This is a genomic window from uncultured Bifidobacterium sp. (assembly GCF_945269915.1).
GTDB classification, from domain to species: Bacteria; Actinomycetota; Actinomycetes; order Actinomycetales; family Bifidobacteriaceae; genus Bombiscardovia; species Bombiscardovia indica.
The window spans coordinates 1-14,730 of the sequence record NZ_CALYOY010000038.1; the positions used below are offsets into that span (position 1 = coordinate 1).

The window sequence follows — 14,730 nt, forward strand, 5'->3', positions numbered from 1 at the left end:
GCCGGAACATGCGGCCGGAGTGGTGCCCGTCACCATCAGCTGGACCCTCGACGGGGCACCCCAGGCCGACGACACGAGCAGCACCTACCGGTACGACCGCCCCGCCTACACCGTCACCTTCAAGGCCGACGGCGGCACACCCGCCACCCGGACCCAACAGGTCACCGAGGGGGACACGGCCACACGGCCCGCCACCGACCCCACCAGGGACGGATACCGGTTCGACGGATGGTTCACCGGCACCACGCCCGTCGCCTACGACTTCACCCGACCCGTCACCCAAAGCATCACCATCACCGCCCACTGGACCGGAACCAACGGACAGTGGACCATCAGCCCCGACCACGGACCCGACACGGGAGGCACCACCGTCACCCTCACCCCGCCACCCGCACGCGGCATCAGATTCAGCCAGACCAGCGCAGGAGACTGGCATTCCCTGGGCATCGACTCCAAAGGGGACCTCTACACCTGGGGATACAACAGCAACGGCCAGCTGGGACGCGACACCACCGGCACACCCGCCAACCGGCCCGGACGGGTCACACCACCCACCGGCGTCACCTTCACCCAGGCCGTCGGAGGTGCCTACCATTCCACGGCGCTAGGCTCCGACGGGAACATCTACACCTGGGGAGACAACAGGAACGGCCAGTTGGGACGCGACACCACCGTTACGCCGGCCGACCGGCCCGGACGGGTCACAGCACCCACCGGCGTCACCTTCACCAGGATCAGCGCAGGCTACTGGCATTCCATGGCACTCGGATCCGACGGGAACCTCTACACCTGGGGGAACGATATCTACGGCCAGTTGGGACGCGACACCACCAGCAGCGGTGCACCAACCAACCAACTGCCTGCACCGGTCACACCCCCCGCCGGGGTGCGCTTCACCCTGGTCAGCGCAGGAGGCTATCATTCGATGGCGATCGGATCCGATGGCAATGTATACACCTGGGGAAGCAACAGCAAAGGCCAGCTGGGACGCGACACCACCAGCAGCGGTGCACCAACCAACCTACTGCCTGCACCGGTCACACCCCCCGCCGGGGTGCGCTTCACCCTGGTCAGCGCAGGAGGCTATCATTCGATGGCGATCGGATCCGATGGCAATGTATACACCTGGGGCAACAACGATGGCGGCCAACTGGGACGCAGCAGCAGTGTGACCAGTGGTGCAACCATCGTGGGGAACTCACGACCGGGACCAGTGTCAAACCCAATCGGCAGCACCTTCACCGCGGTCAGCGCGGGATTCAACTATTCCACGGCTCTCACGTCAGATGGAACGCTGATGACTTGGGGTGAAAACGTCTTCGGCCAGCTTGGACGCAAAACCTCCAGCGGATCCACCCCCGGAAAGGTGGGAGCTCCCACTGGGGTCACGTACACCGGTTCCGCAGCCGGATATACCCATTCCATGGCCATTGGATCCGACGGGAACCTCTACACCTGGGGATCAAACGTGGACGGCCAACTGGGCCGCAACCCCGGAGCCATCGCCACCGCAGAGGCCGGTTCGGTGCCCTTCCCCGCACGCGGCATACCTACCCGGGTGCTCTTCGATCGGGACCAGAGCACCGGTCCCACGGCCGGCGCCGACGACACGTGGACGGTCACCACACCGGAACATGCGGCCGGAGGGGTGCCCGTCACCATCAGCTGGACCCTCGACGGGACACCCCAGGCCGACGACACCGGCAACACCTACCGGTACGTCACCATCGGCAGCCTGCCCCTGACCGGAAGCCACGGCATCCTCCTGCTCGCCGCCATCGGCCTGACCCTCATGGCCGCCACCGACGCGGCCAGACGACACCGACACCCCACCCGCACCACACACACTTCACACGAGTAAGCAGGCCCGTACCGTCACATTCCCCAAACGACGGCACGGACACCAGGTGGTCCCGCCCCCACCCCCAACAGGGGCGGGACCACCACTTCCCCGCACTACCACGACAACAGCGCGACCAGCCGGAACAACGACGCGCGGTTGATAAGACGCGCCACACCCCAACCGATCCGGACACCCCTGGCTGCCACACCCCAACCTGGGATCACCAAACGCCACGCCATGGAAATCCTTCAATGCAAGGCACCTCTTCCCAGGCGAATAGTAATGCATTTTATCGCAGGAACGTTGATATTGACCAAACCGGAAACGAGGGAGCAACCGGTTCACGGACACCTTACATTAACCGACACCACCCCTACAATTCGCGGCAGGACGCGGTGTGCGGCATTCCCACCGCTCCCATCAACCAGAAACCAGCCACCGATGGTTCCAACCGGAGAAAAACCAGTCATATCAGAGGAAAAGGCCAATCGCGATTCATAACCAATCAGCAACAACATGTCTGGACTCAACGGCAGAAAAGACACACCCAAGCGACACCTGATGGCTGTAGTCGAGGATGACCACCATAGGCATCACGGCCTGGGTCCGCATGCCACGAAAGACCTGACAGCCGGTGAGAAGAAACCCAATGTCATTTCGCCAGCGCATGCACGATATCCAGAACGTCCCCGGCCCTTGTCCAGAGGAGCGAACCACCCTCGCCCGGGAAAAGTCTGCGCGTCGCGGTTGCAATCCTGCTCTGCAGCACCAAGCCATGGTCTGGTGAGTGAACCCTGTCATCCTCGCCGAACAGTATGCTCACAGGGCAGCGCACCGCGGACATGTTAATCCTCCAAGGCCTCATGGCCAGCATGGTGTCCTGCACGTAACCGGCACCGTCGTGTGCAAACCCCTCGGACAGTGCCTGACGGTACCGGGTCAGGAAGGGTTCGCTGGTGTAGAATGTGCTGTCCTTCGCCGTGGAACCGCTGATTACCATATCCTCCATGGACTTCGCGGAGAAATCCTGGAGTACCTTCCGTGCGTCGTCAGGGGATGATACGGCCAGATCGGAAAGCTGCGTGTTCTCCGGGGGCAGCATATCATGGACGGCCGGGTACTGCGTTTCATCAGCGGGAGAGACCAGTACCAGCGCAGTCGCGAAACCCAGTGCCGCCAGCGCGAGACCGAACATGCCACCCTGGGAATTCGCCACCACAGGGACGGATGTAGCCTCCGTGCCAAGCAGGGCCTGAATGAACGTACGGTAATCCTCGGCAGTGTCTGTCATCGTGCGGTTCGGTTCCGGGTCGGACGCACCCATACCGGGTCTGTCCATAGTCAGGATACGGATATCATGCCGTGGAAGGACCTGTTCACCGAAGAGCATGGACTTGCCCATACCGGCCCCGGCTATGAAAAGTACCGGGTCGCCGTCACGGGGGCCGTAGACTCTGCCGGCAAGTCGGCGACCCTCGCGGGTTTCCACCATCACTTCGTTGCCTGTGCTCATGTCAACCACTCTACGACAACCCGACATAGGCCCAGGACTTCCACAGTTTTGGGCGCAAGCTCCTTGACCGGTACCCATGTGCTGTTCTTCAACCCCACCCATTGATATATGAAGGAGGTCTCCTCGGTGCACCCTGGGAACCCAGGACCCGCCACGTTATACCACGACACGAAGAACGATCTGGCAGGCGCCGCCCCTCCGGCACGGCCGGATTATTGTTGCACGCGGGAAGAATCCAAAATCGGCCACCAACCCCCAATTCGCCTGATACCCGCTCCTCACATAGCAGGTGTCCATTCCAGCCGACGAGGGAAGCCGGACCGCTACAGTCTTTGGCACCTCCGGACGTTCTGCAGTTCTGCATATAGAGTCTTATACCGCCCCCCCCCCATGTCGACCATGATATTGACCGATCGCACGCTGTCCGAGGAATCCGGATTGAAGGTGACGCACGACAGCTCCGTATAATTCCAGACACCACCACCGCAACGGGTGTTCTTCCACTGCCGGTCATGGTCGATAACCGCGTAGACAGCAGGTTCCTGTTTCGAATCGCCCGTCTTGTAGGCATTGATCGAAGATTTGGCATCCGGATAGTCAAGGTCGTCGTCAATGGGGATGACCAGGTAGTCGTAAACGCCTGAATTCACTATTTCATGAACGGTAGATGCCTCAGCCCCGTTCTTAGTCCGTGTAAGAGCTCCATGGGTTTGGTATAGACCTGAGTCTCCAAACCGCCGGTCATGGCCGGCGGTCCCTGTGTTCCGATGCCGATCACCGAGACATACAGCACAGCCGGGCGGAACATGGCAAGCAGCGCGCCCTTGAGGAGTCTGGACATTCGCAGAAGGCATCCGATCGCCATCGGAACACCCGTGGAAGCGGCTTCCTTCCCTGATCTCCTGTCACTACGGTTCCGGCTCGGTCGATTTTTCGACGAGGAACATATACCCCTCCCTCGCGTTGCTTTCAGGCCATTTGCATCTTCATAAAGCGAACCATGGTGTTGTGATGAAAAGTCGTACAGGAATCACCATATTGGCTTTTCCCGGTCATCACTTGTTGCCGTCCATCAATTAGCAGCCATTTTTCATTGTCTAAGACAACACGCTTCAGGAGCCATCATGGAAGAGGACGGATATCCCATGACCGGCCGGGCATACACAGGTTGCTCCACCACCATGAGGATCACGCACAGGCGGGTATCGCGACGTTTACGCCTCGGCGTAGCTCGCCACGAAGAAGATCGCTGACACGTTAGCCTGCTCTCGGCCATCCTGACGGCGGCGTCCGCAGACCTCACGAACCCGTCTTCCCGGCCTTCTCGGCTTCGCCGACCCACAGTCTGTAGTCGTCGATTCGCCTGGTTCCACAGGCGCTCAAGCATCTCCCGGGCCTCTTCCCTGCCTCACTCCTTGGTGCTGAGACCTTTCCTCATCGGACTTCGCACCTGCACGGTGACCACTCAGCCACGATACGGGCATGATCGCGCATGAACGTCGGCCGTCGATCCTCGCCGCACGTGATCATAGCCATCCCCGGGTGACTGCTGGTTTCCATACCTGGGATACCTGCCGTCCCGCTGGAACAGATACAGCAGCCGATAACCGAATAATCCCCCGCAGAGTCGGGTTCGAAGTCTCAGAAACTCAAACTACCGAGATTCATGATCACGTTCCGGTAGTGCACGTCGGCATCGACACAGGGTGTCCATGGCACCGATGGTGCTTGCCATCCTGTCCTTCGGACCGTTGCTGATCACCGGGGATCATGCCCCGGAACCCACATGTCTGTTCCTTGCATTACGGAGGTGCACCACCGGGTGCGAAGTATTTCTCCTCGAGTACATCGAATCGGACCTCCGCTGTCCCTCACCCGTCGGTACCGTTCATCCCCTTCACCGGATCAGGCGAGCTGCGGGTTGCCCCCGTTCAAAAGGTCGTATGCTTCGAGACCGCAGGCAGCCATCCAGGTGTCGACACCAGCACTGCCTATCCGATATCCAAGATTCCCTCAACCCGTGCCCCGCCTGCATATGCATCCGCAATCGGTTGCGATACCCGCGATCGTCACCAGATGCAAAGCAGACCGCTCACACGCCAGAGTGTATATACCGCGGCAGGAACGACCGACCTTCCATCAATGCGGGGATTCATGGTCAACGATATAATCGTTATCGCTAACATATAGGGCGTATACAATGAGGCCCATACCGGACAAAGGAGTGATTCATGGTGAGTTTGTCTGATTTTTCGTCTGAGGTGCGTGCCGAGGTCAAGCAGGTGCGCGAACAGGTCGCCACCCTGCACGAGCAGCTGCTCAAATGGAACCTGGTCGTCTGGACCGCCGGCAACGTCTCCCAACGCCTGCGCAGCGCCGACCTCATGGTCATCAAACCCTCCGGCGTCCGCTACGAATACCTCACACCCGCCTCCATGGTCGTCACCGACCTGGACGGCAACCTCGTCGACGGCGGCGAGGCCCCCTCCTCAGACACCCTCTCCCACGCCTACATCTACCGCCACATGCCCGACGTCCACGGCATCGTCCACACCCACTCCACCTACGCCACCGCCTGGGCCGCCACCGGACGCGACATCCCCTGCACCCTGACCATGATGGGCGACGAATTCGGCGGCGACATCCCCGTCGGACCCTTCGAACTCATCGGCAGCGAAGCCATCGGCAAGGGCGTCGTCGACACCCTCCACGACCACCCCGGATGCCCCGCCGTCCTCATGCGCAACCACGGCCCCTTCACCATCGGCAAGGACGCCGAGGACGCCGTCAAGGCAGCCGCCATGACCGAAGAGGTCGCCCACACCGTATGGGCCGCCGAACAAATAGGCACACCCATCCCCATCAACCACGACGACATCACCAAACTCAACAACCGATACAAGAACATCTACGGCCAACACTGACAACCAACAGGTTCTGGCCCATACCAAGTGAGGGGGCTGGACGAAGACCCCAACCCCGTCCGGCCCCCTCACTCCACCGCACCCCGGACCATATCGGAAACCAGGAAACGAACGAAGCCGACACCACACCGCACCTCACCCGACACCACCAACCATCCACCAATCCGATAGCATGGGCATTGGCATGATCCACTTCATCCGGTTCGAGTCGGTTTCGGGAGGGACTCCGCCTGCCGGGTCTTATGAACAACAAGAACCTCATGCGGCGAGCTGCTTGGCGCGGCATCGGATGAGGCAAACGATCAATTGATGCACATATATGGACCTTGCCGACGACTGACGGAGATTTCAACCGTCATGCGGCGGAAAGGTCGGATGATCGGTTCCGTAATGACGTATGCGTTGTGCGACCGTCGATACGCCATACCCTCGAAACGGTGCTATTTTGAGTCCCAATCTCATACGACCATGTGGCCGTGTCGTTTATCTGCAGTGCTTTTTCATGGAAGAAGGATGTGGATTATGGCAAGCGTTGCAGGGGGGGGGGGGAGCACGGAGTGCTCATTGATTCCACCCTCGAGCTTTGTTGCGCCAGCCGCGTGGGCATGTACGACGAATCCCGGCACGTATTTGAGGAAACCGTGACCGATCCGGGAAAACCGTGCATTACCCATCATGAAGGGGAACCATGCACATCACCGATATGATGCCCTTGCTCGGCATTTGAACCAGTCACGGACCGCCCCTGATACATGCTCGGCCAAGGACGGGTTGGCAACCACAATGACCGTGCTGCACCATACAGGAAACCGGCATGATTCGAACTGGAACCAATCGATTTCGCTGATCGGCGGGGACTGTGCTCCGTATGCGCATCGTGGCCTGAAATCAGCCCACAACATGACGAAGCACAGCAATCGGGAGATGGTCTGTGGACGGAGTATCGCCTGTGGCTCTGACCAATCAGGAGGCAACGGCGGGCTCGATGCCTCCGCAGCATGAACGGCCGTGCTGCTGATCATCGGCAAGGAGGCTCTGATATGACAAGACTGCTGTCACCGTCCGTGGTGTTTTTTCTCATACTCTCCTGGATTCCGGCGATGGTGAACGGCAGGGGGGTATGGAGCCCTGCCTGACATGGGACCACGCACTGATGTCGTCGGACGGGCCGACTCCTTGGGAGAGCCGTTATACGGTCTTGGTGTTCCCGGGGGGGGGGGCATTGTATGCATGCCGCTTGTTGTGGTGGTGATACGATCCGTGTTCGTGGCCGGAGACGGGAACGGCAGAGTGGTCGATTCCATCGATGTGGGTCTTCCGATCGCCATCGCCGTCCTGGGGTACGCGGCGATGATGATGTCGGCGCCCCGATCGGGGCGGGTGCCGTCTGCGCTCAGGAATCCGATGAATCAGTTTGCCCCGCCTTTTCGCTGATGCTGGTCGTATCCGCCATCATGGCGGTCCCCTCAACGGAGATCCCCTTGAAGGAGCCTGGCAGGGGCGTGTGCCTGATGGATCTGTCGATCGGGGCCGTGAAGGCGATATGGGTATGTGCGCTTCTGGTCACGGGGACGGCTGGTCTGGTCATGACCGCGCGTGTTGCCATCACCGGCTTCGTGACACCCATATTCGCTCTTGTCGCCCTCATCATGCTTTTCGTCGGCATGGCGGCCTCGTTCGGCAAGTCGGATATCCATGATGCCGGGTATCGGTATTCGCTGGTACGAGGCATCGATGGCAAGGAAGGAGAAGCACAGGAAAAACCGGGGAGGAATGGAATGCTGTGCATGCTGGTGCTGCTTGCGGCGGTTTACCTCGCATGGCTGTACCGGAAACAACAGCGTGGCGATCTACGCAGAAACAGCCATGCGGGCTTGTGAACCAGGAACATCATGGCATCCGATAAGACCTGGAGCCATATCCACCGGAAGTATCCATGGGTGTTCCTGGCGGCGGCCGCCCTCCTGATGGCCATGGGGATCGACCTGGCCATCAGCTGTATCCTGACCAGGGCCTACAGCGATACCGCCGAGTACAGCAGGCAGATGCAGGGTTCGGATCACCGGTCCTGACCGGTCATCAGTGTTCCCCGACCAGCCAGCCACCGTAAACGACGGGGAGGGGTATCAGCCAATCCGCTCAAGCGGAAAGGTTCACTGAAACAGGGTTCCCCGCCCATGTTCCATCCGGCTCGCGATTCGCTTTTCGGCCACGTTCTCGGATACGACCGCACCACCAGCACCCTCGGCAGCAGTATCGGACTGGTCCTGATCGGCCGTGTCATGGGACCCGGACCAACGACGAGGACAGGCATGCAGCCTGCCCCGGATACCATGAACATGAATACGATCGGCGGATCAGAGCAGGACCAAGGCCCCGGATCATCGGCACCTGTCAAGGTACAACCCCCCGAGGCCTGACCACCAGGATGGGCTGCATATGCTTCCGTACAACGAAGCGTGCGGAATATGCCTGCAACCGGTCCTGCTTCATGATGTCTGGTACCTGGCCGGCATCCGACATCTCATGCCGAACGGATAACCCGGTGCATTCGCTGCCGGTCATCCAGACACCTTGGACGGGGTGCAAATGCATGGACCATACATACCAACCTGCCGGGTTCCGCATCGGCCGGGATGGACCCGAACCGCGAACGACCATCCTGTCAGGCATCGTTCCACGGGAAATCATGATGAACATTTGTTCAACTTTTCTTCAATACTCCTGATTCAACTGTTTCATAATTCACCCATAGTGGGTAAAGATACCCTTGCATGAGCGGCTATTAGGCAGGAAAAGGAATCATTTGCTGGTCAGTTGTACCCTATCGACCCCGGTCGCTGGCCATGAACACATGTTCACGCATCCAACCCTACAGGCCGCTTTCACACCCTATCGTGAAACCGTGATGACAATCATACCGGACCACCGGAAGCGGCCGGTGCGAACACAGCGGTCACGAGGCGACGGTCGCCCCGAATCGTAGTGCCGCATTCACCTTTCAGGCCGTCATCGACCCATTGATGACGATGGGGGTCCCGGACCGATGTGCAGGACACGACAGGAGAGTGAACGAGCATGACCGCCAATGCACTGGGGATTTACGAGAAGGCCCTCCCCCAGGACTTGTCCTGGCAGGAGACCTTTGAGCTGGTCCACGACCTGGGATTCAACTTCCTGGAGTTCTCGGTGGACGAAAGCGATGACCGTCTGGCCCGACTGGACTGGACCGACCACGACCGCGAGCTCTTCCGCCAGGCCATGTGGAAGACCGGGAGCCGGATCAACACCCTCATGTTATCCGGACACCGCCGCTTCCCCCTGGGAGCATCAAACCCCGAGACCCGTGCCAAGTCGCTGGAAATGATGGACAAGGCCATAGACCTGGCAGTCGATCTGGGCATCCGCAACATCCAGATGGCCGGGTACGACGTCTATTACGAGCCCAAGACCCAATCAAGCCGGGAGCTCTTCATGGAGAACCTGGAGACCTGCGTGCACATGGCCGCCAAAAAGATGGTCATGCTCTCCATCGAAACCATGGATGACCCCTTCATGAATTCCTTGGAGAAGGTCGTCTATGTGAAGTCGCAGATTCACAGTCCCTGGCTCCAGGCCTACCCGGACCTGGGCAACCTGACCGCATGGCCCCAGAACGAGGTGGGCCGTGAACTCGAGACCTACATCGACAACATCGTGGCTGTACATCTCAAGGACACCAAACCCGTGACCGCCACCTTCCCGGGCCAGTTCCGCGACCTCGCCTTCGGCGAGGGGACCGTGGACTTCGAGGCCTGTCTGCGGACCTTCGTCAGGCTGAAATACTCGGGAAGCTACACAATCGAGATGTGGACACAGAAGTCGGACGACCCGGTGGCCGAAGTCCGCAAGGCCAAGGCCCGGTTCGACGCCCTCTTCGAGAAGGTGGGCATCCGGCAGGAGCCCGTGACCACCACCAGACGATGAAGGCCATGCAGCCCATATCGATGCACATTACTTGTATAAGTTGATGAACATGACATACTAAGGAGAGTCTTATGACCGTTTTGTCTGATTTTTCGTCTGAGGTGCGTGCCGAGGTCAAGCAGGTGCGCGAACAGGTCGCCACCCTGCACGAGCAGCTGCTCAAATGGAACCTGGTCGTCTGGACCGCCGGCAACGTCTCCCAACGCCTGCGCAGCGCCGACCTCATGGTCATCAAACCCTCCGGCGTCCGCTACGAATACCTCACACCCGCCTCCATGGTCGTCACCGACCTGGACGGCAACCTCGTCGACGGCGGCGAGGCCCCCTCCTCAGACACCCTCTCCCACGCCTACATCTACCGCCACATGCCCGACGTCCACGGCATCGTCCACACCCACTCCACCTACGCCACCGCCTGGGCCGCCACCGGACGCGACATCCCCTGCACCCTGACCATGATGGGCGACGAATTCGGCGGCGACATCCCCGTCGGACCCTTCGAACTCATCGGCAGCGAAGCCATCGGCAAGGGCGTCGTCGACACCCTCCACGACCACCCCGGATGCCCCGCCGTCCTCATGCGCAACCACGGCCCCTTCACCATCGGCAAGGACGCCGAGGACGCCGTCAAGGCAGCCGCCATGACCGAAGAGGTCGCCCACACCGTATGGGCCGCCGAACAAATAGGCACACCCATCCCCATCAACCACGACGACATCACCAAACTCAACAACCGATACAAGAACATCTACGGCCAACACTGAAACACCACCGCACGTCATTCAGGAGGGCCTGCAGGAAGCTGAAACGCACCGCAGGTCCTCTTCCTCTGCCGAGCGACAGACGGCGGTTGCGGCCGACCCGGTCGCCGAACCGGAGCCCGCCAATCGACAAACCCAAAACCGCCGACATTGACGTCCGTACCAGCCAGGTTATCGGGTCGAGCCTGACAAGAAGAGGCAGGCCAAGGAATCTCATACTCTCCAGCTAGCATAAGACCGAGGAAATCGGTAATCACAAAGCAGGAGTTCAATGGCAGACTTCGATGAGCTGAGCGCTGATCTGGATATGGCACAACTGGCCGAAAAGCGACGCAGGCACATACGGCTGATGAGCTGTCTGGGCATCTGTGCAGGCGGTCTCTACGGATATGCCCTGACCTCCTTGTCGGGTGCTCTGGTAAGCATGAACATCGGTTCCGGGCACCTTGGCCATCTGAACGCCTCCGAGCAGGGCATGGTGACATCCAGCCTCCTCCTCTGTGCCGCCCTGGGCTCTTACCTGGCCGGAATGTTCAACGACAGATTCGGTCCCCACCACCTCATCCTGACCGGCGCCCTCCTGTCGATTCCCGGAGCCGCCCTGAGCGCCCTGGCACCGAACCTGCTCCTTCTGATACTGGGTCGAGGAATCATAGGCATGGGCATCGGCATGACATCGACCATCGTTCCCATCTACCTGGCCGACATGATCGGGGTCGGGGAACGAGGACGTCTGGTCTCGATCAACTCGGTCATGATCGTGGTCTGGCAGCTACTGGCGGTCAGTGTCAACGCTGTGCTCAACCAACTGGGTGCCGGATGGCGTTCCATGCTCTGGACCGTCATGGTCCCGGCTGTCCTTCTGTCTCTGATCGCCCTGGCCATCCACGATTCCCCCGCCCATCTCGTCCGACACGGTCTGCATACCGAAGCCGTTAGACTCCTGCACACCACCCATGGTGGAACCGAGGCCCGTGACACCTATGATTCCCTGGTCAAGGAGAACCGACAGCACCAGAACTCCGAGGGCAAACCCGCCAAGGCAACCTTCTCAACCCCCTGGCTACGCAGGATTCTGGTCATCGGCATAGGACTGGGCATGATCAACCAGCTGACCGGCTTGAACATCGTCAACTACTATGCTCCTACCATCTTCGTGTCCACCCTCGGTTTCGACCCCTCCTTGTCCATCCTGACCACGGTCCCGGTCATCCTGGTCTCGGCCCTGGCTTCGGTCATCGGCGGGCTGGGCCTGATCGACCGATTCAACAGACGAACCATCCTGGCCGTGGGACTGGGAGGCACCATTGTCTTCCTGATCGGCATCGGTGTCTCATATCTCTTCATCGAATCCCCGAACGGGTCGAAAACGGCGGCCTGGATCATGATCGCCATGATGATGGTCTACGTCATCTTCGTCCAGGGTCTGGTATCTCCCGTCACCTGGCTCCTCCTGGCCGAGATCTTCCCGGCAAGCATCAAGAGCCGAGGCATGGGCTACTCCAACGTGGCCATGAACCTGAGCAATTTCGCCCTCTCCCTGTTCTTCCCGATCCTGTTGAACGGCCTGGGTGGGTCCGGAACCTACCTTCTCTTCGCAGCCATCAACATTGGTAGTCTGGTCTTCGCCCTTGCCATGGTGCCGGAAACCCGCGGCAAGAGCCAGATGCAAATCGAGCAGGAGGCCCGGGAAAGGGGCTGACGAAACCCCCTTATCGGCCAGACACCCAGCATGTCTATACCCTCGCTTTTATTTGTTAGATATCTAACGAATGAAAGTGAGCGACATGCACACGGATTACGGTAAGGGCATCAAGCGAGCCGCCAACCTGATGGCACGATCGATGGACTCCTACGCCGCGGGGTTCGGACTGACCGGTCGCCAGCTCTCCATCATCGACTTCCTGTCTACGGAAGGCAGTCACAGTCAGCACGACATCGAGGAGGAATTCGACATCAGGCGATCAACCGCCACCGCCGCCTTGCAACGCATGGAGGAAAGCGGGCTGGTCACCACCCGAAGGGCAGACCATGACGGCCGGCAGAAAGTGGTCACCATGACCGCCAAGGCGCGAGGGCTCGGCAAGGCCGCCTCGGACTACATCAAGGCCCAGGACCAAGCCATGGAGGATCGATTCTCCTCCAAGGAGCTGGATACCTTCAACCAGGTTCTGTCATACTTCATCGGGCTCAATTCAGAATCCGACGAGTCGCAGGAAGTTGAGGGTGGCCATGACTGAGAACAAGACGGCAGACACCGCGAGCAGCGGAATGGAGAGCACCATCCCACCCCAAGTCATAGGCGCCGTCCTCGCCGCCGGGATCATGTCCTTCTGCGGGGTGATCGTGGAAACGGCCATGAACATCACCTTCCCGACATTGATGAAGGAATTCAGGGTGGGCACGGACAGCGTGCAGTGGATGACCACGCTGTACCTCCTGGTCGTGGCCTCGATCACCCCGCTTTCAGCCGCGTTGAAACGCCGCTTCACCGACAGGACACTCTTCCTCTGGGCCAATCTCCTCTTCCTGGTGGGCGTACTGATCGACGGTATGGCCGGTCACTTCTGGCTTCTGCTCCTGGGCAGGGCGGTTCAAGGACTGGGAACCAGCATCGCCCTTCCGCTCATGTTCAACATCATCCTGGACAAAGTACCAGCCCGGCGCATCGGCACCATGATGGGCGTCGGCACCCTGATCACCGCCATCGGACCGGCTGTGGGACCCACCTTCGGCGGACTGGTCTCCACCACCATCGGCTGGCGGTTCATTTTCGTCTTCCTGGTGCCGGTTCTTCTGGCCTCATTGATTCTCGGCCTGGTCTGCATCCGTGCCAAGCCAGCTTTCCACCAGGCTGCAGGCCTGAACCCTGTGGATGTCCTCCTGATCGTTCTTTCCTTCAGCGGACTCATCTTCGCAATCAGCAACGCTTCTGCAGGGGCCCTGTCCTGGCGGTTCACCGGCTCGCTGTCGGTCGGAATTGCCTCCATGACATGGTTTATCTACCGGTCAATCCATCAGAACAAGCCGGTCATCGATATGCGTCTATTCACAGACCAGCTGTTCAGTCTCCACGTCTGCGCCTACATCCTCTATGAGGTATGCGCACTGGCCCTGTCCTTCATCCTGCCGAACTACATCCAGCTGGTCAACGGCCGCAACGCTCTCCAAGCGGGACTGATAGTCCTACCGGGCGCTGCCTTAGGAGCCGTCCTGGCACCCTTGTCAGGGAGAATCTACGACCAACTCGGCGCTCGAGTTCCCATTCTCTCTGGCAGCCTTATCTCCATGATCGGTCTGGCAGGATTCGCCCTCTTTGGCAGAAGACTTTCCGATGGTCTCATTATCGTCCTCTATATCTGCTTCATGCTCGGCATCGGGCTGAGTTTCGGCAATATCATGACCAACGGGCTCCGGCAGTTGACCCAAGGCGAGCAGACTGATGGCAACGCCATCTTCAACACCGTCCAGCAGTTTGCGGCCGCCCTGGGATCCAGCACGGCCGCAACCCTGGTCTCTGCTGGTCAGGCTGCGGAGACCAGCCAGAGGCTTGGCACCATTGAGGGATCCTGGCACACCTTCGTGCTCCTGGTCGTCCTGGGGTTTGCGGAGACGGCTTTGGCCTTCATTCTGACCGTCCGACGGCGGTCGGCATATCGTTAAGGAGGAAGTCCCAACCGCCGACCCGACCGGCCTCCTTGCCGGCGGTGACGATCAGACCGT

Annotated in this window: 12 protein-coding genes; 9 read left to right on the forward strand and 3 right to left on the reverse strand. The window is 60.0% G+C overall.

Translation table 11 applies throughout. The features are described 5' to 3' along the window. Positions 1-1,861, forward strand: a 1,861-nt coding sequence (locus Q0K62_RS06985; RefSeq protein ID WP_297317258.1) for an InlB B-repeat-containing protein, incomplete at its 5' end; no start/stop codon positions are given. A gap of 634 nt (positions 1,862-2,495) precedes the next feature. On the opposite strand, the gene Q0K62_RS06990 is transcribed toward Q0K62_RS06985, so the two are convergent. Beyond that, positions 2,496-3,356, reverse strand: coding sequence for an alpha/beta hydrolase (locus Q0K62_RS06990; RefSeq protein ID WP_297317259.1), 861 nt, complete (start codon positions 3,354-3,356; stop codon positions 2,496-2,498). A gap of 323 nt (positions 3,357-3,679) precedes the next feature. Next, on the reverse strand, positions 3,680-4,006 hold the full coding sequence (locus Q0K62_RS06995; protein WP_297317260.1) for a hypothetical protein: 327 nt from the start codon (positions 4,004-4,006) through the stop codon (positions 3,680-3,682). Between the two features lie 1,581 nt (positions 4,007-5,587). On the opposite strand from Q0K62_RS06995, the gene Q0K62_RS07000 reads away from it, so the two are divergent. Further along, positions 5,588-6,280 carry an L-ribulose-5-phosphate 4-epimerase gene (locus tag Q0K62_RS07000; RefSeq protein ID WP_297317261.1) on the forward strand — a complete coding sequence of 231 codons (693 nt, stop codon included), beginning with the start codon at positions 5,588-5,590 and terminating at the stop codon, positions 6,278-6,280. Positions 6,281-7,673: 1,393 nt separating this feature from the next. Here Q0K62_RS07000 and Q0K62_RS07005 read toward each other — a convergent pair. After that, positions 7,674-7,886, reverse strand: coding sequence for a hypothetical protein (locus tag Q0K62_RS07005; protein WP_297317262.1), 213 nt, complete (start codon positions 7,884-7,886; stop codon positions 7,674-7,676). Here Q0K62_RS07005 and Q0K62_RS07010 point away from each other — a divergent pair. The 7 genes from Q0K62_RS07010 (at position 7,867) to Q0K62_RS07040 (ending at position 14,670) form a co-directional block, all read left to right on the forward strand. After that, on the forward strand, positions 7,867-8,160 hold the full coding sequence (locus tag Q0K62_RS07010) for a hypothetical protein (RefSeq protein ID WP_297317263.1): 294 nt from the start codon (positions 7,867-7,869) through the stop codon (positions 8,158-8,160). The genes Q0K62_RS07005 and Q0K62_RS07010 overlap by 20 nt on opposite strands. 12 nt (positions 8,161-8,172) lie before the next feature. Beyond that, on the forward strand, positions 8,173-8,352 hold the full coding sequence (locus Q0K62_RS07015; RefSeq protein ID WP_297317264.1) for a hypothetical protein: 180 nt from the start codon (positions 8,173-8,175) through the stop codon (positions 8,350-8,352). Between the two features lie 1,006 nt (positions 8,353-9,358). After that, a complete protein-coding gene (locus Q0K62_RS07020) occupies positions 9,359-10,246 on the forward strand; it encodes an L-ribulose-5-phosphate 3-epimerase (RefSeq protein ID WP_297317265.1) in 888 nt (295 codons plus the stop codon). A gap of 71 nt (positions 10,247-10,317) precedes the next feature. Beyond that, positions 10,318-11,010: an L-ribulose-5-phosphate 4-epimerase gene (locus Q0K62_RS07025; RefSeq protein ID WP_297317266.1), complete on the forward strand. Its 693-nt coding sequence runs from the start codon at positions 10,318-10,320 to the stop codon at positions 11,008-11,010. A gap of 268 nt (positions 11,011-11,278) precedes the next feature. Then, positions 11,279-12,709, forward strand: a complete 1,431-nt coding sequence (locus tag Q0K62_RS07030; protein WP_297317267.1) for a sugar porter family MFS transporter — start codon at positions 11,279-11,281, stop codon at positions 12,707-12,709. Positions 12,710-12,779: 70 nt separating this feature from the next. Next, positions 12,780-13,247 carry a MarR family winged helix-turn-helix transcriptional regulator gene (locus Q0K62_RS07035; protein ID WP_297317268.1) on the forward strand — a complete coding sequence of 156 codons (468 nt, stop codon included), beginning with the start codon at positions 12,780-12,782 and terminating at the stop codon, positions 13,245-13,247. Further along, positions 13,240-14,670, forward strand: a complete 1,431-nt coding sequence (locus tag Q0K62_RS07040; protein WP_297317269.1) for an MFS transporter — start codon at positions 13,240-13,242, stop codon at positions 14,668-14,670. The genes Q0K62_RS07035 and Q0K62_RS07040 overlap by 8 nt, the downstream gene beginning before the upstream one ends. Positions 14,671-14,730 lie beyond the last annotated feature (60 nt).